This is a genomic window from Terasakiella brassicae (assembly GCF_014641495.1).
Classification (GTDB): domain Bacteria; phylum Pseudomonadota; class Alphaproteobacteria; order Rhodospirillales; family Terasakiellaceae; genus Terasakiella; species Terasakiella brassicae.
This window is the reverse complement of sequence record NZ_BMHV01000016.1, coordinates 21,764-47,229: the sequence shown is the minus strand read 5'-3', so window position 1 is coordinate 47,229 and position 25,466 is coordinate 21,764. Positions and strand designations below refer to the sequence as shown.

General features: G+C 50.2%; 24 protein-coding genes. 12 read left to right on the top strand and 12 right to left on the bottom strand.

Annotation, left to right across the window (positions count from 1 at the left end; all coding sequences use genetic code 11):
- The first annotated feature begins 89 nt into the window (after positions 1 to 89).
- A complete protein-coding gene (gene metZ, locus IEW74_RS11685) occupies positions 90 to 1,280 on the top strand; it encodes an O-succinylhomoserine sulfhydrylase (protein ID WP_188665201.1) in 1,191 nt (396 codons plus the stop codon).
- Between the two features lie 101 nt (positions 1,281 to 1,381).
- On the opposite strand, the gene IEW74_RS11680 is transcribed toward metZ, so the two are convergent.
- The 4 genes from IEW74_RS11680 to IEW74_RS11665 all read right to left on the bottom strand — a co-directional run bounded on the left by IEW74_RS11680 (position 1,382) and on the right by IEW74_RS11665 (position 3,890).
- A complete protein-coding gene (locus IEW74_RS11680) occupies positions 1,382 to 1,819 on the bottom strand; it encodes a GNAT family N-acetyltransferase (protein WP_188665199.1) in 438 nt (145 codons plus the stop codon).
- Positions 1,816 to 2,697, bottom strand: coding sequence for a DMT family transporter (locus IEW74_RS11675; RefSeq protein WP_188665197.1), 882 nt, complete (start codon positions 2,695 to 2,697; stop codon positions 1,816 to 1,818). The genes IEW74_RS11680 and IEW74_RS11675 overlap by 4 nt, the downstream gene beginning before the upstream one ends.
- A gap of 88 nt (positions 2,698 to 2,785) precedes the next feature.
- Complete coding sequence (locus IEW74_RS11670; RefSeq protein WP_188665196.1) at positions 2,786 to 3,157, bottom strand: histidine triad nucleotide-binding protein; 372 nt, start codon at positions 3,155 to 3,157, stop codon at positions 2,786 to 2,788.
- A gap of 112 nt (positions 3,158 to 3,269) precedes the next feature.
- Positions 3,270 to 3,890, bottom strand: a complete 621-nt coding sequence (locus IEW74_RS11665; protein ID WP_188665193.1) for a flavin reductase family protein — start codon at positions 3,888 to 3,890, stop codon at positions 3,270 to 3,272.
- Between the two features lie 96 nt (positions 3,891 to 3,986).
- Between IEW74_RS11665 and IEW74_RS11660 the strand changes: the two genes are divergently transcribed.
- The 3 genes from IEW74_RS11660 (at position 3,987) to IEW74_RS11650 (ending at position 5,555) form a co-directional block, all read left to right on the top strand.
- Positions 3,987 to 4,526 carry an NUDIX hydrolase gene (locus tag IEW74_RS11660; RefSeq protein ID WP_188665190.1) on the top strand — a complete coding sequence of 180 codons (540 nt, stop codon included), beginning with the start codon at positions 3,987 to 3,989 and terminating at the stop codon, positions 4,524 to 4,526.
- 43 nt (positions 4,527 to 4,569) lie between these two features.
- Positions 4,570 to 4,794: a hypothetical protein gene (locus tag IEW74_RS11655; RefSeq protein WP_188665187.1), complete on the top strand. Its 225-nt coding sequence runs from the start codon at positions 4,570 to 4,572 to the stop codon at positions 4,792 to 4,794.
- Between the two features lie 326 nt (positions 4,795 to 5,120).
- Positions 5,121 to 5,555 (top strand): c-type cytochrome, encoded by a 435-nt coding sequence (locus tag IEW74_RS11650; RefSeq protein WP_188665305.1) that lies wholly within the window; start codon positions 5,121 to 5,123, stop codon positions 5,553 to 5,555.
- Positions 5,556 to 5,597: 42 nt separating this feature from the next.
- Here IEW74_RS11650 and IEW74_RS11645 read toward each other — a convergent pair whose 3' ends face one another.
- The gene (locus IEW74_RS11645; RefSeq protein WP_188665184.1) at positions 5,598 to 6,152 is read right to left on the bottom strand and encodes a regulatory protein RecX; all 555 of its coding nucleotides are present in this window, start codon (positions 6,150 to 6,152) and stop codon (positions 5,598 to 5,600) included.
- Between the two features lie 72 nt (positions 6,153 to 6,224).
- Here IEW74_RS11645 and IEW74_RS11640 point away from each other — a divergent pair, with 72 nt between their 5' ends.
- Positions 6,225 to 7,016 carry an ABC transporter permease gene (locus IEW74_RS11640; RefSeq protein ID WP_188665182.1) on the top strand — a complete coding sequence of 264 codons (792 nt, stop codon included), beginning with the start codon at positions 6,225 to 6,227 and terminating at the stop codon, positions 7,014 to 7,016.
- Between the two features lie 80 nt (positions 7,017 to 7,096).
- Here IEW74_RS11640 and trxA read toward each other — a convergent pair whose 3' ends face one another.
- From trxA to addB, 3 genes are all read right to left on the bottom strand, one after another.
- Positions 7,097 to 7,414, bottom strand: coding sequence for a thioredoxin TrxA (gene trxA, locus IEW74_RS11635; protein WP_188665181.1), 318 nt, complete (start codon positions 7,412 to 7,414; stop codon positions 7,097 to 7,099).
- Between the two features lie 97 nt (positions 7,415 to 7,511).
- On the bottom strand, positions 7,512 to 10,943 hold the full coding sequence (gene addA, locus IEW74_RS11630) for a double-strand break repair helicase AddA (RefSeq protein ID WP_188665179.1): 3,432 nt from the start codon (positions 10,941 to 10,943) through the stop codon (positions 7,512 to 7,514).
- Positions 10,940 to 13,942: a double-strand break repair protein AddB gene (addB, locus tag IEW74_RS11625; protein ID WP_188665177.1), complete on the bottom strand. Its 3,003-nt coding sequence runs from the start codon at positions 13,940 to 13,942 to the stop codon at positions 10,940 to 10,942. The genes addA and addB overlap by 4 nt, the downstream gene beginning before the upstream one ends.
- 198 nt (positions 13,943 to 14,140) lie before the next feature.
- Between addB and IEW74_RS11620 the strand changes: the two genes are divergently transcribed.
- From IEW74_RS11620 to IEW74_RS11600, 5 genes are read left to right on the top strand one after another with little or no spacing between them, the layout of a single operon-like run.
- Positions 14,141 to 14,890 carry a TVP38/TMEM64 family protein gene (locus IEW74_RS11620; RefSeq protein ID WP_229734334.1) on the top strand — a complete coding sequence of 250 codons (750 nt, stop codon included), beginning with the start codon at positions 14,141 to 14,143 and terminating at the stop codon, positions 14,888 to 14,890.
- A complete protein-coding gene (locus tag IEW74_RS11615) occupies positions 14,887 to 16,299 on the top strand; it encodes a dihydrolipoyl dehydrogenase family protein (RefSeq protein WP_188665175.1) in 1,413 nt (470 codons plus the stop codon). Before IEW74_RS11620 ends, IEW74_RS11615 begins: the two co-directional genes overlap by 4 nt.
- Before the next feature lie 9 nt (positions 16,300 to 16,308).
- Positions 16,309 to 17,685, top strand: coding sequence for a HAMP domain-containing sensor histidine kinase (locus IEW74_RS11610; RefSeq protein WP_188665174.1), 1,377 nt, complete (start codon positions 16,309 to 16,311; stop codon positions 17,683 to 17,685).
- Complete coding sequence (locus IEW74_RS11605) at positions 17,685 to 18,440, top strand: methyltransferase domain-containing protein (RefSeq protein WP_188665173.1); 756 nt, start codon at positions 17,685 to 17,687, stop codon at positions 18,438 to 18,440. The genes IEW74_RS11610 and IEW74_RS11605 overlap by 1 nt, the downstream gene beginning before the upstream one ends.
- A 43-nt stretch (positions 18,441 to 18,483) precedes the next feature.
- Positions 18,484 to 19,245 (top strand): glycosyltransferase family protein, encoded by a 762-nt coding sequence (locus tag IEW74_RS11600; protein ID WP_188665172.1) that lies wholly within the window; start codon positions 18,484 to 18,486, stop codon positions 19,243 to 19,245.
- 5 nt (positions 19,246 to 19,250) lie between these two features.
- Here the strand turns inward: IEW74_RS11600 and IEW74_RS11595 are convergent, their stop codons facing one another.
- Together IEW74_RS11595 and IEW74_RS11590 are read right to left on the bottom strand one after the other, a co-directional pair.
- On the bottom strand, positions 19,251 to 19,985 hold the full coding sequence (locus IEW74_RS11595; protein ID WP_188665171.1) for a class I SAM-dependent methyltransferase: 735 nt from the start codon (positions 19,983 to 19,985) through the stop codon (positions 19,251 to 19,253).
- Between the two features lie 89 nt (positions 19,986 to 20,074).
- Entirely contained in the window at positions 20,075 to 21,271 is a 1,197-nt protein-coding gene (locus IEW74_RS11590) for a hypothetical protein (RefSeq protein ID WP_188665170.1), read from the bottom strand.
- 148 nt (positions 21,272 to 21,419) lie between these two features.
- Between IEW74_RS11590 and IEW74_RS11585 the strand changes: the two genes are divergently transcribed.
- The gene (locus IEW74_RS11585) at positions 21,420 to 23,348 is read left to right on the top strand and encodes a transglycosylase domain-containing protein (protein WP_188665169.1); all 1,929 of its coding nucleotides are present in this window, start codon (positions 21,420 to 21,422) and stop codon (positions 23,346 to 23,348) included.
- Here IEW74_RS11585 and IEW74_RS11580 read toward each other — a convergent pair.
- Both IEW74_RS11580 and IEW74_RS11575 read right to left on the bottom strand, forming a co-directional pair.
- Positions 23,345 to 23,848 carry a type III secretion system chaperone family protein gene (locus IEW74_RS11580; protein ID WP_188665168.1) on the bottom strand — a complete coding sequence of 168 codons (504 nt, stop codon included), beginning with the start codon at positions 23,846 to 23,848 and terminating at the stop codon, positions 23,345 to 23,347. The two genes, IEW74_RS11585 and IEW74_RS11580, sit on opposite strands and share 4 nt — an antisense overlap.
- Positions 23,849 to 24,020: 172 nt before the next feature.
- Positions 24,021 to 24,278, bottom strand: coding sequence for an accessory factor UbiK family protein (locus tag IEW74_RS11575; RefSeq protein WP_188665167.1), 258 nt, complete (start codon positions 24,276 to 24,278; stop codon positions 24,021 to 24,023).
- A gap of 142 nt (positions 24,279 to 24,420) precedes the next feature.
- On the opposite strand from IEW74_RS11575, the gene rfaD reads away from it, so the two are divergent.
- Entirely contained in the window at positions 24,421 to 25,410 is a 990-nt protein-coding gene (rfaD, locus tag IEW74_RS11570) for an ADP-glyceromanno-heptose 6-epimerase (RefSeq protein WP_188665166.1), read from the top strand.
- Positions 25,411 to 25,466: the final 56 nt, after the last annotated feature.

Genomic DNA, 25,466 nt, shown 5'->3' with positions numbered 1-25,466 from the left:
TTATATTAGAATGTGGCCTCTTGTACTGCTTTCGTCAACGGTGTAAAAGGCCTTTCCCCTAACTTGACCTTACGTAAAGGACGAAAGCAATGAGCAACAAAACCTGGCGCACGGCGACTCAGCTGGTGCATGGTGGTATTCAACGTTCTGCTTTTGATGAAAACAGCGAAGGTTTATTCCTGACTTCCGGCTATATTTATGAAACGGCCGAAGAACAGGAAGCAACTTTCAAAGAAGAGATCAAACGCTATCAGTATTCCCGATTTGCCAACCCGACGACCGGCATGTTCGAGGAACGAATGGCGATGATCGAAGGGGCAAAATTCTGTCTGGCAACGGCAACCGGCATGGCGGCGATCAATACCGCCCTGATGGCGCAATTAAAGGCGGGCGACCGTGTCGTGGCCTCGCGCGCCTTGTTTGGGTCCAGTCTCTTTATCTTGAACAACATCCTGCCGCGTTACGGTATTGAAACCGTTTTGGTGGATGGCGGCGACCTAAATCAATGGGAAGAGGCCTTAAAGCAACCGACCCGCGTTGTTTTATTGGAAACACCCAGTAACCCGACTTTGGATATTGTTGATATGCAGGCCGTGTGTGATCTGGCCCATGCCAGTGGTGCACGTGTCATTGTCGATAACGTTTTTGCGACACCGATTTTACAAAAACCAATGGAATTTGGCGCAGATATTGTTGTGTATTCCACCACGAAATATGTGGATGGTCAGGGCCGGACCTTGGGGGGCGCGGTTCTGTTTAACGACGAAGACCTGTTGAAAAATGAAATGATGCCGTTTTTCCGCAATACCGGACCGGCCATGAGCCCGTTTAACGCCTGGACCCAGCTTAAAGGTCTGGAAACAATGGACATCCGGGTGATGAAGCATAGCGAAAACGCAACCTTGTTGGCGCGTTTTCTGGAAAACCTGAAAGGGGTGGCTAAAGTCAACTACCCCGGTTTGCAGGCCCATCCCCAGCATAAACTGGCGATGAAGCAAATGCGCGCAGGTGGCCCGATGCTGTCGTTTGAACTGGACGGCGGCAAGGATAAAGCGTTTGCCTTTGAAAATGCGTTGAATCTCGTCAAGATTTGCAACAATCTGGGTGACACCAAATCCCAAATCACCCATCCGGCCACGACCACCCATTCAAAAGTGGACGAGGCCGAACGCCTGCATTTGGGGATCAGCCAAGGCCTGTTGCGTTTGTCTGTTGGTTTGGAAGATGTCGAGGATATCAAAGAAGACCTCGCCCAAGCTGCCCAAATCGTTTACGGATAACAAAAAAGAAGGCCCGAAGGCCTTTTCCAACTATCGGCAAAGACCTTTTTTGTCATCCCCGCCCTTGATCAGGGTCGGGGATGACAGCTCAGTGGCTATTGCTACAAAGCAATGTCATAACGAATGAAATCGGTTAAATCTGCGACTTTGTTATAAAGTGCCTGTGCGGTTTCATTCTGCTTGTCCGTATGCCAATAAAGTTTTGCCGCACCTTTTGACAAGGCCACTTCTTTCAAGGCCGCAATCAAGGCCCGCCCCGTACCCCGGGAACGCACCGTCTGATCCACATACAGGTCTTCCAGATAACAATAAGATGTCTGATACCATGTTGTGCCATGAAAAAAGAAATGGGCAAAACCGATCAAGCGATCATCTTCGACGGCTGCAAATCCCTGCAAAGGATCAGCCTCGTTCATCAGGCGCATCCAGACGGCACGGTTTTGTAATTCACCCAGATCAACTTTGTAAAAATCAAGGTAGCCTTGCCACAAAACAAGCCATTGGTCAAAGTCACCTTCTTGTATCATACGGATATTCATAAGATTTTTATTTCCTCTTTATAAGAACGTTCACGCCATAAAATGTAAATACCACTGGCAACAATCACCAGACTGCCGATAATCGTCGCCTGTTCGGGGAAGACCTGCCAGAACATCCAGTCAAACAGTGCCCCCCAAATCAAGGCCGTATATTCCATTGGGCTGACCACAACAGTGGGGGCCGCGCGCACAGCTTCCGTCATGCAATAAGCCGCCAGTCCGCCGAAAATACCCATTGCGAAAGCCCAGCCCCAAATTTCCAGGGTCATCTCTTCCCAATAGAACAACATGCTCACAGCCCCTAGTATGGTCATGCCTGTCATTGTCCAAAAACTGAAACTCAGTCCCGTTTCCGTTTCACGATATTTGCGGGCAATAACCTGTGCCAAGGCATAGGTCACGGCAACCAGCAGGAAATAGCCACTACCATCCCCCAAAATGCCGTCATCAGGTTGCAGGACAATGACCACGCCGCCAAACCCGGCAAGCAATGCGAAAATACGGTGAAACCCAACCCGCTCCCCCATTAAAAGCACGGAAAAACAGACGGCAAAAAACGGGGCGGCAAAACTGATCGCCAAGGCATTGGCGAGCGACATTTCCCGCAGACCAATGGTAAAACAAACAAAGGCAACAGCAGCTAATCCGGCGCGCACCATATGAACCAGCGGTTTTCGGGTATAAACGGCCCGTCGTCCCCCTTTGCGCCACGCAATAATCAACAAAGGCAGTAGCCCGAAAAACGAGCGAAAGAACAGAATTTGCGGTGCACTGATACTATCGGTCAGATGTTTAACAATGGCATCCATGATGCTCATCATCACCATGCCAAACGCCATAAGGATCAGGCCACGGGAAATATCAGAAAGGTTGGGCATGGAGAATGCCTCCTGTGAAAAGCGGACTTCCCCATTGCTGAATATCTTTATCTTTCAGGGGAAGATCCCCTGAGAAAATAAAGGAATCTTATGATTTATTTGCCGGTTTGACCATTGTGCCGAGACGTCGACCACCAAAGATGTGAACATGCAGATGTGGGACTTCCTGCCCGCCATCTTCGCCGATGTTCGATAGAATGCGATAACCGCTTTCCACCACACCCGCTTCGCGGGCCACCACACCGATTGCGCGGATATATCCGGCAATTTCCACATCGGACGCATTGGTGCTGAAATCGTCAAAACTGACATAGGCACCTTTTGGGATGACAAGCGTATGTACCGGGGCTTGCGGCGCAATATCCTTAAAAGCAAGCGCATAGTCGTTTTCATACACTTTCTCACAAGGGATTTCGCCGCGCAGAATTTTTGCGAAAATATTGTTTGAATCGTATGCCATGACTTTAAAGCTCTCTAAATAATGCCGTAAGTTGTTCGGAGGTGCCTACCTTGTCGAAAAAAAGAAAATCTGACAAGAAAATTTTTGTATGGATACATTTGTATCCTCATCTTCATCCTTTACGCCAAGGCGCATCCAATTGGAAAATCTCGCCCAGGGTTGCATAGTCTTTATAACCCAATCGCGAGATCGGATTGACCTTTTTCAAGTCAACTTTACCATCAACCAAAACCGCATCATCAATATGAATGCCAACCACATGTCCAAAGATTGCGGTGTTGCGTTCTGACTCCTGATCACACAAAAGCGGGATAATCTCGGTCAAAACACATTCCAGATGAATCGGTGATTTTTTAATTCTTTTCGGTTTGATTAAGGTGGACGGGATCATTTCTAGCCCCGCCAGTTCTGCTTCATCCATGTCAGGATGTTCGGGTGCAGCCGTGCGAAACATCGCGTCCTTCAAGTCATACGTTGCAATATTTACGACAAATTCTTTTGTATTTTCAATATTTTGCAAAGTATCTTTGCGATCTGCATGGGGGGATTTTCCATTAATGGCAATCATTAGCTGAGGTGGATTTTGCGCTATACCATTAAAAAAACTAAAGGGCGCAACATTGCCGACCCCGTCCCGATTCGCCGTGCTGACCCAACCGATGGGGCGCGGCGCAATACAGGCTTTAAACGGATGATGGGGCAGGGGATGGGATTCATTTGTTTTAAAAAACATAAATTTTTTTTCTCTAACTTCAAACGTGTTTTCTAACTTCATATGCATTTGCAAACACATATTGCCTTAAAACTTTCAAAAGGGCAAAATGCGTTCATGTCTGATCAAAAATTAATTGGCCCCAGCATAAAACAAATCCCCGCAGGCGATGACCGCGAACGCCTTGTCTGCCCCGATTGTGGATTTATCGATTATCGCAACCCCCGCATTGTTGTCGGGGCCGTCTGCACGTGGGAAGATCAATTCCTGCTGTGTCGACGTGCCATTGAACCATCTTATGGCAAATGGACTTTCCCTGCCGGATTTATGGAACTGGACGAAACCGTTGCCCAAGGCGCTGCCCGCGAAGCCAAGGAAGAAGCCGGTGTCGATGTAGATATTCAAGACATCATCGGCATTTACGAAGTCCCGCAGGTCGGCCATGTTATGATTATGCATCGCGCGCCCATGCAAAGCCCTTTTTTTGAAGCCGGGAGCGAAAGTCTGGAAGTCGCCCTGTTTGACTGGGCCGATATTCCGTGGGATGATCTTGCTTTCCCCTCGGTAGAATGGACGCTTCGGCGGTTTATGGACGTCAAGGACCAGCAGACGGTACCCGCCATTTACAAAACATCCAAATACGTTCTGATCACCTAAATCGTGTATGGCGATTTTCAATAACAGCTGTTAGAATAGGCCCATGTCTTCTGATATTCGCATATCCGGGTCAACAACCCAGCCGGTCGTCGGTGATCGCGGTTCTTACGGTGCAGACCGGGAAGAACGCGTCCGTATTGCCAAAACGACCCGCCGCGATGGCCCCGACATTCGCGGTGCACTTGAACGCCTGCGCCGCCTGCTCGCCTCGGGTGAGCCTTTGCGCGACGATGTGCCGCGCGGCTATTACTTGAATATTCTGGTCTGACATCTCATTTAAAATGGTTAACCTGTGAGCGCCGTCATAGCGTGCACAGTTTTTATTTCCGATGAATAGGCAACCTCCCATAGACAAAGGAAAGAATTATGCGTTCTCTTATCTCTCTGCCCGCTCTGTTGACAACCGCCCTCATTCTGACGGCCTGCGGTGACGAAGACAAAAAGGCCGAACAGAAAGACCCCGCACCAGAAAAAACCGTTGAACAAGCAGCAAAAACACCTGCCCCAACCCCAGCCCCCAAGGAAGAACCCGCTGCCACAGCTGAAAGCGATGGTAAAAACCTTGATATGACACCGGCTGAAGCACTGGAAAACATGCAACGTGATGCCGGCAAAGTTGCCGACAAAGCCGAAGAACTGGCCGGAAAAGCAACTGACGCCGCCAAAAGTGCTGCCGCCTCTCTCAGCAATGCCATAAGCGGTGGTGATGCAACAAAAGGTGAGACTGTTTTTAAAAAATGCAAAGCTTGCCACACGGCGGAACAAGGTGGCAAAAATAAAGTCGGCCCGAACCTGTTTGGTGTGGTCGGACGTAAGGCCGGGACAGTTGCAGATTTCAAATATTCCAAAGGCATGCAAGCCCTTGATCTCACATGGGATACAGGCCTGATTGCAACTTATGTTGAAAACCCCACCACTTTCCTGCGCGACCAAACCGGTGATGCCAAAGCTAAAAGTAAAATGACGTTCAAACTGAAAGACGAACAAGATCGCAAAGATGTTGCCGCTTATCTGGCAACGTTTAAGTAGACCTTGCCTTATCGCCATCCCTGCAAAGCGGGGGTGGCGTCCTTATCGTTCCAAATCTTCCACACTTTCTGCCTCGATAATGTCACGGGCGAGGTCGTAGGAAAAACCGGCGCGGGCCATTGCGGCGAGGTCTTTTTCTTTATAGGCCTCACGTTTTTCCGGCAAACGGTAGGGGCCGAGCTTGCGCCGTTTGGCAAGGGCGAGGGCGGCGTCGCGTTCCAAATTCTCGCTTTGTGTTTCTTCCTTCAAAGCCGTCAAAGCCTGCGCGATATGGTCTTCCGATAATCCTTTTTCCATTAACTTCATACGGATCACACGTTGAGAGGTGCCTTTGCGATGCAAAGCACCTGCACGTCCTTCGGCATAACGGGCATCATTGATAAAACTTGCCGCTTCCAGCTTGTTCAACAGGTCTTCAATCCAGTCGACCCCGTCTTGGATAGAAGTCTCGTGATAATAGTTTGATGTCTGGACATGACGCATCAACACATTGCGCAAATTTTCACGCGATGTGGCAAAACGATCAATGTAGCGCAACGCCTTGTGACGCAGCGACTCTTTGGTCAATGGCCTTGGAATTTTTTTATCTTGTGACATATCTCACTTAGAATGCAGTCATTTATCTGATACAACAAATATAAATTTATTTAGCCAAAAAGAGAATCCTTTATGCATCCCACTGAAGTCAATCCCAATGCCGGAAACTGGCTGGGTCTGTGGACGCTTTACTCACGCGAAGTGCGCCGCTTTTTAAAAGTCTATACCCAGACTTTGCTTGCCCCGCTGGTGACAACCCTCTTATTCCTTGCTGTTTTCAGCCTCGCCTTGGGCCGCTCGGTTGAACAGATCGGGTCCATTCCGTTTCTGGAATTCCTCGCCCCCGGTCTGGTGATGATGGCCATTACGCAAAATGCTTTTGCCAATACTTCCAGCTCCATCCTGATTGCCAAGGTACAGGGCAATATCGTTGATACCCTGATGCCGCCTTTGACCGCGCACGAGCTGACCTTTGCCTTTGCAATGGGCGGCACCACACGCGGGCTGGTCATCGGGGCCTTGATTGTTGCGGTCATGAGCCTGTTTGTCCCGATGGGCATGGAAAATGCCGCCCTTGTTCTATATCACGGTTTCATGGGTGCCTTGATGCTGTCCCTGTTTGGGGTTGTTGGCGGTGTCTGGTCGGTGAAATTCGATCATATCGCAGCGGTTACCAACTTTGTGGTAACCCCGCTATCCTTCCTGTCCGGCACCTTTTATTCCATCGAACGTTTGCCGGAACTGGGTAAATTTCTTGCGCATTTAAACCCGTTTTTCTACATGATCGACGGTTTCCGTGCCGGTTTTATCGGTCATGCCGACAGTAATATCCTCACGGGTATTTTGGTTATGGCCGGGGTCAATACCTTCTTATGGATCCTGTCCTATCGCATGTTCAAGACAGGCTACAAACTGAAAGCGTAACCGACCAAACCCACCTATATAAAAAAAGCCGACGGAAATAACCTCCGGCGGCTTTTTTGTGCATTTTATCGATATTTGTCTTAAAGGACAGACTCGATCCATTCCTGCAATTTGTTCTTGGGCAGTGCACCGATTTTAGTGGCTGCAACCTGACCGTCTTTGAACAACATCAATGTCGGAATACCGCGCACACCGAATTTAGACGGTGTACCGGGGTTTTCGTCGATATTGATTTTCGCAATGGTCACTTTGCCGCCCAGTTCGTCGGACAGTTCTTCCAGTGCCGGTGCAATCTGTTTACACGGGCCACACCATTCGGCCCAGAAATCGACCAGAACGGGTTTATCGGAATTTACGACATCTGCATCAAAGCTGTCGTCTGTAATCTTTTTGGTCATTGTCTTATCCTAGTTGGGTAAGGCTTTAAAAAATAGCGTGGCTCTGAATTTAAGGTCGACACGCCTGCGCGTCAAGTGAACAGAGCCTATAAAAAAGCTATTCCAGCATATTTTCCGGTATCTCCATCAGTCTTGGCGTGTCCGTCCATAACAGGACGCAACGTACCGATCTGTCTGGATAAATCGCCTGCAAGGCCGCGCGGTAAGCCTTCATCTGATTGATATAGATTTGCGGAACTTTTTTAACTGAGCGCGGCGGCGGGCGGTTGGTTTTGTAATCAACGATTACAATTTCACGCTCCCCGATCAGGAGTCGGTCCACCTGCGCAGAAATCACCCGTCCATTCACCGTCCCGACAATCGGCACCTCGGCCTGTGACCCCGGTGCAAACACATGGCCCAAATCATCATCCGTCAAAACACGCAAGGTTTCACAGGCAATCTCGTCCTGCTGGACTGTGCTTAAGCCATGCGCCGGGCCAGCCAGATAGGTCCGCGCGGCTTCTTCGCGATGCCCTTCGGGTAATTCCGGTAAGGTCTGCAACAAGGCGTGAATGATATTCCCGCGTTTGAAACGATAACCATGATCATCGCCTAAGGGCGAACGTGTCGCCGGTTCCATCTCGGTCGGGCGGGACGGGGCAAGGGGACGGGGCGGGCTGGGTTCTGATTTGGGCATCACGCGTGCCCAAGGCGGCAAAGATTCAATCACCACATTCAGGCGATCCGGTCCTTTTTCCACCTTGGCTTCTTTTTCCTGTGCGCAAACCAGACGCAAAATCTCGCTTTCATCGATTTCGTCACACGATTCAAGGAACGCATCATCCAGCTTGTCTGCAACCTCTTTCAAGCCTTCGTGGGCCAGATTATACCAACAGTGCGCCGGGGCTGCCCGCTTGGTTTCCCATCCACAGATATAAAGGCGATCTTCAGCCCGCGTCAGCGCGACATATAACAGACGGCGGTATTCCTCATCCTGTTTCTGGGCAAGGCGATCTTTTTCAGCACTTGCAATCTCTTCAAAAAATTCCGCTTTCGGGGGCCAGATAAACAGCTCTGTCCCCATTTCTTTATCAAAGGGCCATAACAATTTTGACCCTTTGCTGGGCACCTGCATGGTATCGGGCATAAAGACAATAGGCGCTTGCAGACCTTTCGCCCCATGTACCGTCATCACCCGCACCGCATTCTGGCTGGCCTGTTCCAGATCCCGTTTAACTTCTGTATCCCCCGTTTCCAGCCATGCCAGAAAACTTTCCAGTGCAGGCGCGTGGCTGCGTTCAAAATTCAGGGCCAAATCCAGAAATTCATTGATCGGGTCTTCGGCTTCCACCCCCAAACGGGCAATCAACTTGCGCCGCCCGCCAAGGGCCGTCAGCACATAAGTAAACAATTCAAACGGACGGACATAGTCAGTACGCGCCATTAAATCCGCCAAATAGCTATGGGCCGTATGGAAACGCAAATCGCTTTTGGCCTTATCGCGCAAGGCGGACCACAAACTACCGGGACGTTTATAGGCAAGATCAAACAGGTCTTCGTCGCTTAATCCCAGCAATGGCCCTTTCAAGACACAAGCCAATTGCAGATCATCATCGGGTTGCAGCAAAAACCGACCCAACGCCACCAGATCCATCACCGCGATTTGTTCGCCCAGAACCATCCGGTCAACCCCGGCCACCGCGATATCCAGTTCCTTCAAGGCACGCACCAGTTCTTCCACAAAACCACTACGTCTGCGCACCAGTACCATGATATCCCCGGGCTGGATGGGACGGCCTTTGGCCTCCAACAACTCATGTGATAGAACCATTTTTTGAATGCGCTTGGCGATTAATTTGGCAAGGCGGGCGCGTGGGCTATCGACCTGCAAACGTTCCACCGGGGGTTTCCACGGTTGCGCCGGTGTGGCGGCACTCGGGCGGATCGGTGGCCAGATTTCCACCAATCCGCCATCGCCTTGACGCCATGCATCATGTCGAATAATCTCATCAATTTCGACACCTTGCGCCACGCTTGGGTCTTTAAAAATCGCATCAACAGCTTGCAACACCGCCCGTGTCGATCGAAACGACATGGTCATGGGCACTTCGCGCCAGATACGTTGTGATTTCGGAACCTGATCAGCGAATAGATGTTTCATCCGGTCAAATTCTGCCGGATCAGCCCCTTGGAAACTGTAAATCGACTGTTTTACATCCCCCACGGCGAAGATTGTCCGGGGGTTTTCCCCATCATGGACTCCGTCACCGACGAAAAATTCCTGTGTTAAGGCTTCAATCACCCGCCATTGGTCTGGGTTGGTGTCCTGAGCTTCATCGACCAAAACATGTTCGATGCCCCCATCCAGCTTATATAAAACCCACGGCACTGACTCATGGGTCAATAAATCGCGGGTTTTCAGGATCAAATCATCGTAATCCAGCACCGCTTGGTTGCGTTTTTGCCGATCATAGGAATCCAGCAGGGATTTACCGATCCGCAACAAGGCATGGGTGGATTGCAAGGTCACTGCTGCGCGCACTTTGCGTGCGGTGCGCAACATCCGTTCGCCTTCCACCGTCAGAACATCAATGGCCCCCAAACTATCCGCCGCTGCCCCTTTGGTGATCAAAGTCTTGCGCAGCTCCCCCTTGCCTGTCAGGAACGTATCGCGATAAGCCTCAAAAAACGCCAGACGCTCGGTTTGTGTGGAACTCAGCCATTTTGCCAGCATTTGTCCGCGTTCTATATCGCCCTTGCTGCCATTGAGCAAAGCGTCCATCGCAACGCGCAGACCCAATGCATCGAAACTATGTTGATCACAGGCCTGATCCACAATGCGCAAAGGCGTATCCCCGGGTTGCAGGTCCATCCGCTCCGCCAGAACCGCCACCAGTTTGCGTACCCCGCCATGATGATCCAGCACCCGGCGCAATCGACCACGTGCCCCCGCCAATGCCCCGATCAATTCAGGAAAGGCCGTTTCGTGAATTTGCGAGGTAACAAGGCGCAAGGCATCATACAATTCCGGCGTGCGCCCCAATCGGGCATCCAGCATGACTTCATCTTGTGCTTTTTTCAGTAATTCCGCCGCATTGCGTTCATCCATGACCTGAAAATGCGGGGCCAATCCAGCTTCCAGTGGGAAACGACGCAACAAAGACTGACAAAAGGCATGAATCGTCTGAATTTGCATGCCCCCCGGTGCATCCAACACATGAGCAAACAATTGACGGGCAAGCACAAATTCGCTTTCACTCGGGCTACGGCTTAACAATTCCCCCAGTGTTTCGCGCAAATCAGTATCCGCCATCACCGACCATTGCCCCAGCTTATCAGCAATCCGGTTGGACATTTCAGCCGCAGCCGCCTTGGTAAAGGTCAGGCACAAAATATGATGGGGCTTGGTTCCCGTCACCATTAACGATAACACACGATCGGTTAAAACCTTGGTTTTACCGGTCCCCGCATTCGCCGCCACCCAGACGGATGCCTTGGGATCAGATGCTTGGCGCTGCACAACATTGGGATCCAGAAGATCGTTCATTCCTCGCCCTCCTGCGCAGCGGTGGACCATTCCTTGATGCGGGCCAGATGTTCATAATCAGAATATTTCGGTGCATTTTCAGGATTGGGACGCGATCCATAAGGCGCTTCGATCCGGTCATAGGCCGCAACCAGTCCTTGCAAGCCTTCCAATGCATCCGCCGCCGTTTGCACCGGATTATCCGTTGCCGCTTGGCGTTTACCGGCTTCTTGTGCGCCACGCAAACGCCAGAATTCCAATTCTTTTACATCACGCGGGCCAAACTGTTCAAACCCGCCTGCCATTGCAATTGCGGCTTCCAACGGCAATTGCGGGGCAAACCCGGCTTCCACCTCTTTTTTGGTGGGCGGGACCCCGGTTTTATAATCAATAATGGCGATTTCCCCATCCTTGAACAGATCAACCCGATCCGCCTTGGCAGAAAGGGTAAAGGGGCCAGCCGGCGCCTCAAACGTCAGGCTGCCTTCAATCTCGCTATAACTTTTGGCAATCAAGGCCCGACGATCCTGTTCCTGTGCCACAAACCAGTCACAAATCCGTTCAAACCGGGGCCACCAAAACGCCCAGATACCGGGATTGTCCAGTTCTGCACCAAAAACTTCCCGCCCGATCGCACGCAGTTCTTCTACGGCGTTATCCGGTAGGTCACGCGGGTACTTATCCATAAATTTTTCTAATGATTCATGTATAATATTACCATAATCTGCTGCGCCGGGATCGGCATCAATCGGATCTAGCTTCCTGATTTTTAATATTTCTTTGGCATACAGGCCATACGGGTCACGCATCCATTCTTCAACACGCGTTACATACAGATGACGCGGACGCGCACTCACTGGCGGGCGCGGGGCGGGCGGAGCGACCGCTTGAATTTTTGCTACATAATCAAGGGCAGCCTGCATGGAAAGCCAACCCGCATTGCCTTTAAAATCCTCTGCCAGTTCCGTCCCACTCAGTCGGTTTTCCAGACGGCGCAACCAGCGCGAACGCACCGTTGGTGTGCCATCCACACGATCAGAACGCGTAATCACCACGCGCGGGGCACAAAAATGCTGGGCGAAATCATGGGCAGTTTGCCCGATATGAAATTCCGGCAGCGGCAAACCGAAATCGCGCATCATCGGGCGGCTCATCCACGGACTTGCGTTGGTATCGGGTGGCCATGTCCCTTCGTTTAATCCGGCCAACACCACAAGGTCGAATTTTTGCAAACGGGCCTCGAACAAACCAAGGATCGACAGACGCGGATGCGCCCCGAATTTAGGACGAACGGCGCGGCCTGCCAACAACGCATCAAACAGGGCAGGATAGCTGGCACAATCGAGTTCGCCAAACCCGTTTGCGGCCTCGATCAATTCACTGATAAAATCGGCACACGTTTCGCCCGCTTCCCCCGCCCATAGGCGTTGCGCACCGCTTTCCACATCTATACTGGCCATTTGTTCAGCCGCCCGGATATGGCTTTCCACCAGTTTCAGAATATCGGTTTTCTTGCGCTTCATCACTTTGCTGAACGGATGAAAGGCTTTGTCTAAGGCATCCAGCAAACCGTTCAGTTCATCCAATATCTTTTTCTGATGTGCACTGAGACGCTTTGTACGTTTGCGCCAATCGGCTTCGCGTTTTTCCAAGGCACGGCGCAAACCGGTCAGCCCGCCTGTCGGACGGGGACCACGCAGACTATAAAGTTCCAACCGTCGAACCTGACGGCGAAAAACCTTGCTGTCCATTCCTGCGGCACTAAAGGGGTGTTTACACAGGGCCAACAAGGCAACCGGGGCAAAATCATCCACAACACATTGGGCCAGTAAACGCAAAAAAGCCCCGACAGGACTATGTTGCAACGGAATACCGGCCGAATCATCAATTTCGATATTCCATCGGCGCAATTCCGAGGCCACACGGCGCGCCAAGTTCCGGTCCGGGGTAACAAGGGCGGCTGTGTTGCCTGCAAATTCCAGTTCGTTTCGCAGCATCAGGGCAATGGCCCCGGCTTCTTCAAACGGGGTTGGGCAATCCAGACGTTCTACCCCGGCCAAAAGACCATGGGCGGGATGGGCCATGGTTCGCCATTTATCGGTGCTGGCGGCGGGTAACATGGCTTCGCTTAACAAACGGGCGCGCAAAGGATGTGCCCCGGATAGGGCAAAATCCCCCCAATCGCGAACGTCTTGCGGGACGGTTCGCATATGGCGCAACAACTGACGCAATCCATATTGCGGGTGGTTGGGATCAAGATTATCCCAATCATCATCTGCCATAAACCGATCAAGGCCCGGCAAAACCACCATGCCGTTTTCCATACGCGCCACACAGGCCAGCAAGTCCGCCACCGCCGGGATAGACGCGGTCGAACCGGCGGCAATGACCGGATGTTTTGCCGGGGTCTTTTCCCACACCTGACGCTGTGCGGCCAACAGACGGTTGCGCCGTTCTGCCGGGTCCAGCACGCCTTCGCTTTCCAAAATAGACGGCCAGTGTTCCGTCAAAATTTTCAGAAAATCGAGGGTAATATTCCAATGTTCCGAATAATCTTCCGGCACAAGGCTTTGTAAATCGCTGAAATTCAGTCCCTCGGTATGAACTTGATCCAGCAGGCTCGCCAACTCATTTGCCAATTGTGCAGCTTGATCGGCGGTCGTTTTATCTTTTTCAAAACCAAGGATCAAACGGGTCAGAAGAATTTGACGGCGCAAGGGGGCAATGGCTGGATTAATCGCGTTTAAACCGCCGATATCCTGCCAGCCGGTCAAGGCCAGTTCATCTTCATCCAGATCACCGATCGGCTGCATACGCGGCAACAACATGGCCTTGCCATCGCCATAACGCAAAAAAGCATCACGCACCGTGCGACAGGCCCGCCGCGTTGGTAACAACAATGTGACTTGGGACAAGGTTTCCGGCCTTTCCCCAAATTTTTCCATAACGCCATGCACCAACGCATCGGCAAAGGAGACATGAGGGGAAATGCTATAAACGTTTGGCGATTTTGTGTTCATGTCATGTTTGTAATGGGAAAGAAAACGGCGGTCCAGACAGAAATCATCGCATCGATTATTTTACGCTCAATAATCGTATTTTGAATTTGAATTTCAGAATTGACCCACCAATCACATTCCCCTCACGCAAGCGTGACTGGCCCCTCTTGTAAAGAACGCTAGAATAGGAGACAAGAGAACAAGCCCAAGGACACATAAATGACTGCGCCGATAAGAATGAACACAATAGAAAACACGCCACCTTCGAAAAAGAAAAAGCTTCACATTATCCCTTTGTTGATTATCGCAAGCGGGTTCGTGGCCTTTTTTGTCTTTGGCGGTGCGGATTATCTTTCTTTTGATACCTTGCGCGACAATCGCCAAGCCATTTTAGGCTGGACACAGGAACATTATATTCTGGCTATTCTCGGCTTTATTCTCGCCTACCATGTCGCGGTTATGTTTTCCCTGCCCGGTGCAGTCTGGTTATCCTTAAGCGGTGGGTTTCTGTTCGGAACAGTTGAGGCCACTGTCTATATTGTCTTAGGCGCCACCGCCGGGGCCATTGGTATTTTCCTGCTGGCCCGTTATGCCCTTTATGATTTTTTCCATGCCAAAGTCGGCAAATCGTTAAACCGTATGGAAAAAGGCTTTCAGGAAGATGCGCTAAGCTACATGCTGGTTTTACGTCTTGTCCCCTTGTTTCCCTTCTGGCTGGTCAATCTTGTTCCGGCCCTTTTAGGGGTTAAGCTGCGCACATATATCATCGGCACGTTCTTTGGCATCATCCCCGGTGCTTTTGTCTATGCCTCCGTCGGCAGTGGCTTAGGCGCTGTCTTTGATGCGGGCAAAACACCGGATTTAAGCATTATTTTCAGCCCGCAAATCCTTACCCCGATTATCGGCCTTGCTGCATTGGCAATGGTCCCTGTAATCTATAAAAAGATTAAAAACCGGAGGGCACAATGAGCGAGATTATCAAAACCGATATTTGCGTTATCGGCGGCGGGTCCGGTGGGTTGTCGGTTGCCGCAGGGGCTTCGCAAATGGGGGCCAAGGTTGTGCTGATTGAAAAAGCCAAGATGGGGGGCGATTGCCTGAATTATGGCTGCGTTCCTTCCAAAGCCCTGCTCGGGGCTGCCCATGCCGCCCAGCATGTCCGCGAAGCTGGCACCTTCGGCACAGATGCCACCTTAAACGCCATTGATGCCCAAAAAGTCCATGATTATGTCCACGGTGTGATCAATGGTATCGCGCCCCATGATTGCGTTGAACGGTTTGAAGGCATGGGCGTTCAGGTCATTCAAGGGGCCGCCCGCTTTATTGGCCCGCAAACCTTAAGTGCTGATGGTAAAACCGTCCAAGCCAAACGGTTTGTGATCGCCACCGGATCGCGGCCCTTTATCCCGCCGATTGACGGATTGGACGATGTTGATTACCTCACCAACGAAACCATCTTCAATCTGACAGAAACACCAAAACATCTGATTATTTTAGGCGGCGGTCCCATCGGTATTGAAATGGCACAAGCCCATCGCCAATTGGGGGCAGACGTCACCGTTTTAATCCGTTCCCACATGATGTCCAAGGATGATCCCGAACTGGTGGATTTTGTCCGTAGCCGCCTGCAACAAGACGGTATTCATATCGTTGAACAGACATCGGTTGAAAGCATCACCCAACTGAACGACGAAATCGTCGTTAAGACAGCAGACGAGATTTACACAGGATCCCACCTGTTGGTCGCCACCGGTCGTCAAGTCAATGCAGATAGCCTTGACCTGGAAGCCGCAAATGTCGCCTATGACAATCATAGCATTCGCATTGATGAGCGCCTGCGCACCAGCAATAAAAAAATCTTCGCCATTGGTGATGTGACCGGCGGTTTGCAATTTACCCACAAGGCTGGATATGACGCAGGCATTATCATTCGAAATGCCTTGTTCCGTCTGCCCGCCAAGGCCAATTACGGCGCTTTGCCGTGGGTAACCTATTGCAACCCCGAACTCGCCAGTGTCGGTTTAAATGAAGAGAGCGCCCGCAAAGAACATGGCGAGATTCGCATCCTGCGCTGGCCTTTCAGCGAAAATGACCGCGCCCGCACAGAAGGCAAGACACACGGATTAATCAAGGTCATCACCACCAAAAAGGGACGGATCTTAGGCGCTTCCATTGTCGGGCCAAGTGCGGGGGAACTCATTCAAGTTTGGGTGCTCGCGATTGGCCAAAAACTAAAAATCGGGGCGATTGCTTCCATGATTGCGCCCTATCCCACCTTGGGCGAAGTCTCCAAACGCGCGGCGGGCAGTTTCTTTACCCCCTCTTTATTCAGCGAGAAGACCAAAAAGTTTGTCCGCTTCCTGCTGCGTTTCGGATAAACTGAAACCATGCAGAATTCACGTGCCATAAACCTTGGCCTCTCGGCCCGACTGTTGATCCTAACCGCGATTTTTATCCTGCTGGCGGAGGCCTTTATCTATATCCCATCGATTGCGCGCTATCGCAAAGTCTATCTTCTGGATCATATGGAAAAGGCACATTTGGCCGTTTTATCACTGGAAGCAGCACCGGATAAAATGGTCAATGACGAATTACGCGACCTTCTTCTTACACATGCCGAGGCTTACGGGATTGTGTTGGTGGAAGGCCATAAACGCATGTTGGTTCTGTCCAAGGATATGCCGCCCAAAACCGATTTAAACATCAATATGGCGGATCAAGGCTGGATCCCTATGGTCATGGATGCCTTTGAGACCTTGTTTCAAAAGGAAAATCGAATTTTACGCATTAAAGGCCCCAGCCCGCGCAACGCCGATGTGAGCATCGAGGTTATTTTGGATGAAGCCCCCTTGCGCATGGAAATGGCAGATTATTCACGGCGTATTCTCAATCTGTCGCTGGTGATATCCCTGATTACCGGGGTATTGGTCTATATCAGTCTGCATGGTCTTCTGGTGCGTCCTATTCGCAAGTTGGCCCGAAATATGGCAGAGTTTCGCGAAAACCCCGAAGATGAAAAAACCATCATCGTCCCGTCTGATCGCTGTGATGAAATCGGCCAAACAGAAGCCGAACTTCACGCCATGCAAGGCGAATTGCGCAAACTGCTGCGCCAAAAAGACCGGCTGGCGTCTATCGGATCCGCCGTAGCCAAAATCAACCATGATCTGCGCAACAGCCTGTCCAAAGCCATGTTGATGTCTGATCAAATCGCAGGCAGTACGGATGAAAAAGTTCAAAAATTAGCCCCACAACTGTGTCAAACCGTTGATCAAGCCATCGACCTTTGTGCCCAGACGATGGATTATGTCGCAAATTCCACACCACGACTGGATAAAGAACTTTTTTACCTGCATGATCTGGTCGATGAAGTGATCGCCCATGTGGCAGACCTGCATGATGAAACCACACGCGTGGAAAACCATGTCGATGATCTGGCCGAGGCCGAAGGCGATATGACGCAATTGCGCCGCGTGCTGGTCAATCTGGTACGCAATGCCCTACAAATGGGGGCAACCCATGTGGAACTGAAAAACCAGCACAACAGTATTGACGTCATCGACAATGGCCCCGGCCTGCCCAACAAGGCCAAAACCAATCTGTTCAAACCCTTTGCCGGATCAGCACGGCGCGGGGGGACCGGGCTGGGACTGGTCATTGCCCGCGACATCATGCACGCACATGGCGGGGATTTGACCCTGCAACAAACAAGCGCACAAGGCACCACGTTCCGCCTTGTGCTGCCACAACCCAAGGAAATCTAATGGCGCAATGGAATCCGCATACCTACCTTAAATTCGGGCAGGAACGCCTGCGGCCCGCCCTTGATTTATTGGCCCAAATCCCGCTGGAACAGCCGCAAACCCTTGTGGATTTGGGCTGCGGTCCCGGCAACGTTACCGCCCTCCTGAAACAACAATGGCCCAATGCCCGTGTGATCGGGATCGACAGTTCCCCGGACATGTTGAGCCAAGCACGCGAAAACCACCCTGGTATAGATTGGATCGAAACCGACATCACCACATGGCAACCGGATCAAAAAACTGATCTTATTTTTTCAAATGCGTGCCTGCATTGGCTGGGCAACCATGACATTCTTTTTCCAAAACTGCTGAATCATCTGAATGAGGGCGGCGTTCTCGCCGTTCAAATGCCCAATAATTTTGCCGCCCCGACCCATCAGGCCATTCGCGATGTCTTAGGCGCTGACCATCCCCTCTGCCCCGGTTATCCGGTTTCTGACTGTCGCGATTATTATCAATGGCTCGCCCCTGAATGTGAACGTCTGGATATCTGGGAAACCACCTACACCCATGTCTTAAGCGGGGATAACCCGGTTGCAGACTGGACCAAAGGAGCCGCCTTGCGCCCGGTATTGGACGGGATAAAAGACAAAGGTGAAAAACAGGTCTTTGAACAGGCCTATCGGAAACGGATTTCACAGGCTTATCCCCCGCTTGCCAACGGGAGAACCCTTCTGCCTTTTAAACGGTTCTTTATGGTTTGTCTCAAGAAATAAACCTGTTACAAGAAGGTGTCTTGTCACATACGGGTAGGGAAGCATGAGCAAGCCTGAAGTTACTTTCATTTTGACCAGTTGTGGTCGCGTCGATCTGTTGAAAACCACAATCGAAACGTTTGAGAAATTCAATACCTACCCCATCAAACGCGGCATTATCACAGAAGATTCGTGTGACGAAGACGTTTATCGTCAGGTCCGCGAATTGTTTGGGGATCGCTACGAAATTTGGGCGAACGAAACCAAAAAAGGCCAGATTAAATCCATCGTCGATGCCTATGCCACAGTCGATACGCCCTATATTTTCCATTGTGAAGACGACTGGGAATTTATGCGTTCCGGTTTTATTGAAGAATCCATCGCCATTTTGGAACATGACCCCAACATTATGCAGGCTTTTCTGGAAAGTAAGGAAAGTGCAAACGGGGCCACTGACAGTGTCGAACTGTTTCAATTTGTCGAACCGACAACAATCGAAGGGGCCAGCTTTGAACGGGTCAAAGTTGCCGATGGCTGGGACTGGGGCTATTTCTCTTTCCGGCCAGCCTTAAAACGCAAAAGCGATTATGACCGCATTGGCGGCTATGCCCGCTTTACAAATGAACCGGATATCAGCTGCACCTACCGGGAACTGGGCTATTATTGCGTGATTTTAAGCGAGCCCGCCACCATTGATCTGGGCGGAGAGCGCCGCTTACCCGATCCGACCCGCAAATGGCCAAAACGCCGCAAATACAACAAGCCCAAAGGGTTAAAACGGCTTTGGGCACATATCCAGCGCTTGTTTAGCGAAGGCAAATGGTAATCTGATTAGGCTTGTGCCTCGAAAACCATGGTTTCAAATTCATTTTGTGCCTGATTGTCGATCGCATTGCCGTGTTTTTCAATCCCGTTCAATGCATCGTGAACGGACTCACCGACCTTGCAACGCTTGATATTTTTGAAACCTGCCTCACGCAGGGATTTGACCATATGTTTTTCGTTATAGATAAACTGGTGCCCCCATCCCTTAAAGATATGGTTGACCACTTCCAACCCGTTATAAGGCGTGTAGTCATGCAGACACAGATCGACGAACCACTTGATATATTGTTCCTGTTCTTCTGACAGGTGATCTTCCAAAAGACCGAGAAACACATTCAGATCCGGTGTCGCCACGCGAAAAACGCCCGTATCCGGTTTTAAAATACGCTTACATTCGCTCAACATATGCATTCCGATATTACTGGGAATATGTTCGATTAAATGTTCGGAATAAATGTAGTCGATCGAATTATCGGGGATCGGAAATCGTTTGGACACATCCAAGGCATAGGCTTTGCCCTTGATGGTGTGCAAGTCCGTATTCAACCAACCCGTCAAGCCATTGCGATTGGCACCAAGCTGAAGTTTGCGAACATCATGCGTATCAATATATTTCTGAATTTCTTTCGGTGCATTGCGATCACGAAAATAACTGCGAATGGCCCGTAAATCTTGTGAAAGCCCGTTATAGGCTGCGGATTTGCGCAGAGTTTTCTTTTTAAATTCCTTCAAGGACATCATGCATACACTCTATTACAGAAATTGAATACCGCATCATATGCCATATCAAAGGCAAACCTGTCCATCGTCTTGATCGTTTTTAAAAACGCTTAGGCATCGTTTTCAGCCTCATCTTCAGGGGGTTGACTGACCCGTTTCTTTCTGGCTTCTGCGGCAAAAGTCAGAATTTCGTCCTTCAGGGAATGGACAGCCGCGCGGCATCCTATATTAAACTGTTCATTGTCCTTGGCTTCCAAATGAATGAAGCTATCGACTGTCGGGCGTAAAATATCCACCGCCAGCATCGGTTCGCCCAAAATCTCGTTTACCTTATCGCCAAACGTTTCACGAAAGGCGATCAAGGTTCCGTCCAGACGATCCAGATTCAAACGGTTCATCTCTGTCAGGTTTTCCTGTGCGATATAGGTCAGGGTATCGCCATAAATGCCGATCCGCGCGTTATCCAGTTCCGTACAATGATCGAAAAAGGATTTATCGCGTTTAAAGAAATCCCATGCCTTTTCCCCCATTGCCTTAATAAAAGACATAACAAGGTCTTTACGCCAATAAAGAATGCCGGGAATCGCATCTGCACCGTGGGCCACCACATTGCGGAAATAAACGCCAACGGCCTCTTTGACCTTTTTGAAATCTTCGTGATGGACTTCGACCACCGCATGACCGGCGGCTTCATCCTGAATAACAAGAACATCATCGTTGAGCACCAGCAAATGCGCATAAGGTAAATGATCCCGATAAAATTCCAGCAAATCAAGTTGCCAGTCAAATCCGATCACACGGCGCATGGCATCAAATTTTTTGGCACCTTCCTTTAAACGCACTTTCTTGCTGACTGTCACTTCCTTGGTGAAAAAGATCATGGATTTGACCTTTTTCTTCTGCTTTTTCGTGACAATCTCGCCATCATTGCGAATAAAAAAACGGCGCGCTGCCGTTGAAACCAATAATTTCTGTACTTGTTGTAACGTCACACCACACGCGGTTTCGGTGACTTCATCCACAATCGGATCACCGGCTTTATCAACCACGGTTTCACTGAACAGGTCCATATTATCGCGATAGACCTGAAAAAGATGTTTCAGGTTCTGCGGTTCGTTGAGAATATCATCAAAGGACCAGTCGCGATTCAACAAATCACTTTCCTGAAGCAAGGCAATCGCAGCCTTCACACCTTGAATGATCTGTGCCTTGACTTGCTTGTCCACGCTGACGTTCGGCGGCAATACAATCGATATTGCCTCGATCAACGGTTTTTTTGATTTCTCTTCTAATTCGTCTTCAGACATAAGTACTCAGAACCTGTTTCGCGGAACTTCTTGCTTTTACGTTTAAATGCATTATGCACAGAAAATCAGCGGTTGGAAAATCAAAAAATCGCCTGATTATATGCTCTATTAATGGATTTCTAACCCGCAATGGTGCATAGCTTTTGCCATGAGCGCACAAAAGAAAAAATCGGCCTCCCTCAAAAAGGCACGCCGTAATACGAAAAAAAACCCGTCAACGACACCAAAACAGCCTTGGACCCTCAAGCGTCTGTTTATGTGGTTGGCAACCATCGGCATTTGGGCAGGGCTATTGCTGGCGGCTATTCTCGCCTATTACGCCTATGATCTGCCCGATGTGGATAAAGCCACCGCCGTGGAACGCCGCCCCGGCCTGACCTTGCTGTCAGCAAACGGCAACGTTATTGCCACCAGCGGGGACCTCTACGGTGAGGCCATCCAGATCAGCGATCTGCCCGACTACCTGCCCCAAGCTGTCATGGCGACGGAAGACCGCAGATTTTACGACCATTTTGGTCTGGATATCATCGGGCTGGGACGTGCCATTGTGGCCAATATTGTCTCCGGTAAAATTCGCCAAGGCGGATCCACGTTAACCCAGCAGGTCGCCAAAAACCTGTTCTTATCGCCAGAACGTTCCATCAAACGAAAGGTACAGGAATTGTTGCTCGCCTTCTGGCTGGAGCATAAATTCACCAAAGATCAGATTTTCACGCTTTATCTCAATCGGGTTTATTTCGGCGCAGGCACCTATGGTGTGGAAGCCGCCGCCCAAAAATATTTTTCAAAATCGGCGCGCAATCTCTCCCTTTACGAATCGGCACTTATCGCCGGATTGTTAAAAGCCCCCAGCAAATATAATCCGCGCAGCAATCCTGACCTCGCCAAAGAACGAACCGCTGTCGTCCTGTCCAATATGGTAAATGCCGGATATTTGACACAGACACAAGCACGCGCGGCCCAAAAACATAAAGAACGCATCATCAGCGCGGCAAAACCGCATAAGTCTGCACGCTATTTTGCCGATTGGGTGATGGAGCAGGTCGATGATTTTGTCGGACCGATGAATACAGATCTGACCATTGTCACCACGCTGGATCTTGAATTACAGAAAATGGCGGAACGTAAAACCCGCGCTTTCCTCAGGAAAAATGGCAAAAAACGCGATGTGGGACAGGCGGCAGTCGTCGCCTTGTCACCGGATGGCGCGGTCCGGGCCATGATTGGCGGGCGTGATTACGGACAAAGCCAGTTCAATCGCGCCACCCAAGCCCAACGCCAACCCGGTTCCGCCTTCAAACCGTTTGTCTTTCTTGCCGGTGTGGAAAACGGTATGGACGCAGACGACACCCTGAAAGACGGCCCCTTTGCCATTGGCAAATGGAAACCGCGTAATTATTCCAAGACCTATCAAGGCCCTGTCACCTTGCGTACGGCCTTGGCCGAGTCCATCAACACCATTTCCGCCCAAATCGGACAAAAAGTCGGATTTGCAAAAGTGGCCGATACAGCCCATCGTTTGGGTATTACCTCTCCCTTAAAAGCGCAGCCTGCCATCACATTGGGCGCCAGCGAGGTCAACCTGCTGGAACTGACCGCCGCTTATGGTCCTTTTGCCAACGGCGGTTTCGGCGTTTTCCCCTTCGGTATTGAAAGTATCAAAGATGCCAGCGGAAAAATCCTTTATCAACGCAACGGCGGTGGCACAGGGCGTATCGTTAAAGAACCCCATATTCGTGAAATGAACGATATGATGAAAGCTGTCATGCAAACCGGCAGCGGTAAAAAAGCCAATTTCGAACGCAGCCTGGGTGGAAAAAGCGGCACCTCACAATCGTTCCGTGATGCCTGGTTTATCGGCTACAGCGCCGACCTTATCCTCGGCGTCTGGATGGGCAACGATAATGAAAAACCCATGAAGCACGTCAGCGGCGGTGATTTACCCGCAATCCTGTGGGGCCAGATCATGCGCACCGCCCACGAAACTATTCCCCAGAAACCCCTGCCCGGTGATGAAGCCCCCGAAGTGGTCGAACAGGTCAAAGGTTTCTTTGAACGTCTGTTTGGCGGGGATTAAGCCTGCCCGACACATTCCATTAAGGCGCAATCCATCGCCTGTTGAGCAGGCATATTGTGGAAGGCGGCAAACTGGAAGGCCGCATAAAAACGTTCGCATTCGCCCAGCGCAATCTCGATAATATCTTCAAGTTCGCGAGCTTTATGTTCGGATGTGCCGTTCATCATAATGGTATGGCGAAAGGCTGGTGCATTAAACCCGGCCATAACGGCAAAATGGCCAATCCAAAGTTTTGAATTGATTGTTGCCAGCAAATCATTCACGGCCCCACCTGCGGCTTGGGGCAGGCACATATCCATAGAACAGGTCAGGTGCAAACACTGATAAGGTGCGCTCCATGTAAATTGGAGGGAATAAGTGCAGTTATCGCCTGCACTTTCCATCACCAGATCACCGTTACTTAAATGTTCCAGAACCCATCCGCGTTCTTCGGCGAGATTTTCCAGAATATCCAGACCGTAATCCGGTGCTGCCGCTTGTACCTGTTCAAGAAAATTCATAACTCAAAAAATCTTTTAATTCGTTGTCGTTGAGGGTGAACCTAGACAATAAAAAAGGCCCTGCGCAAGGGGCTCTTGGATTCGAAAAAAAGATTCCTGTGGATAAAATTGTGGACCAACGCGGTATGAAAATCCGCGACTCGTGGGTCCCCTTATTTCCAAGCTAACTTGTTTATTTTTTTGCTTTTTCCAAGGCTTCTTCCAACGCCGCAATGCGCACGTTTAATGCATCCTGTTCGGCGCGTGCCTTCGCTGCCATTGCCTTGACCGCATCGAATTCTTCACGCGGCACAATATCCATTTCTGCCATAACTCGTTCTATTTGTTGACGAATTAGCCCATCAATTTCTTCTCTCACACCTGTCAATGTGCTGACGGCACCGCTGGCAACCTTGGCAACATCATCGAAAATACGGTTTTTGCTTTGCATGAGTCTTTTCCTTTTTATAGGGGCGAATCGGTGGCGCATTATGGCATGAGTTCTTTTCAGCGCAAGTCTTGCTTGAAGCCATACCTCTGATCGCCCTATAAGAGAACGCAAGAACGCTCATGTTAAAGTAAGGATGATATCCATGTTTGTTGTTACCGGTGGTGCCGGATTTATCGGATCGAATATCGTTGCTGCCCTTGAAGAACGTTATCCGAACGAAAAACTGGTCGTGGTGGATCGTTTGCGTGATGGCGTCAAATGGCGCAACCTTGCCAAGCGCGATCTTTATGACATTATCCACCCGGACGACCTGTTTCCTTTTTTGGCGGAATATCAGGACGATATTAAAGCCATCTTTCACATGGGCGCGATTTCTGCCACCACAGAAACAGATGCAGATAAAATCGTCGATAACAATTTTCGTCTGACAACCGCCCTGTGGGATTGGTGTTCACAATATAAAGTGCGTTTTCTTTATGCGTCATCCGCTGCGACATACGGCGATGGGGCACATGGTTTTGATGATTTTGAAAACCGCAAAGATCTTTCTCGTCTGGAACCTCTCAATGCCTATGGCTGGAGCAAACATCTGTTTGACCGCACCGTTGCACGCACAACCGAAGAAGGCGGCACCACACCCCCGCAATGGGCCGGGTTGAAATTTTTCAACGTTTATGGTCCCAACGAATATCACAAAGGCGGGCAAAAAAGTGTTGTCGCCCATGTCTATCCCGATGCGGCTGAAAAATTAATGTGTCGTCTTTTTAAATCCCATCACCCGGACTATGAAGACGGCGGACAATTGCGGGATTTCATTTGGGTTGGTGATGTGGTCGATGTCATCCTTTGGCTTTATGATCATCAAGACGTTTCTGGTCTGTTTAACGTGGGAACCGGCAAAGCCCGTTCTTTCAAAGACCTTGCCAGCGCAGTTTATGTGGCGTTGGATATGGAGCCGAAAATTCATTACATCGACACGCCTGTAAATATTCGTGATAAATATCAATATTTTACACAGGCAAATATGGATAAGTTGCGCGCTGCCGGATACGATAAACCTTTTACGGAGCTGGAAGAGGGTGTGCGGCGCTACGTTCAAGACTATCTCTGTAAAGACAATCCGCACCGCTAGAGTAAATCCCGAGCAGGTTGAAACAACCTGCGACGACGCATTTGCGTAAAAACATT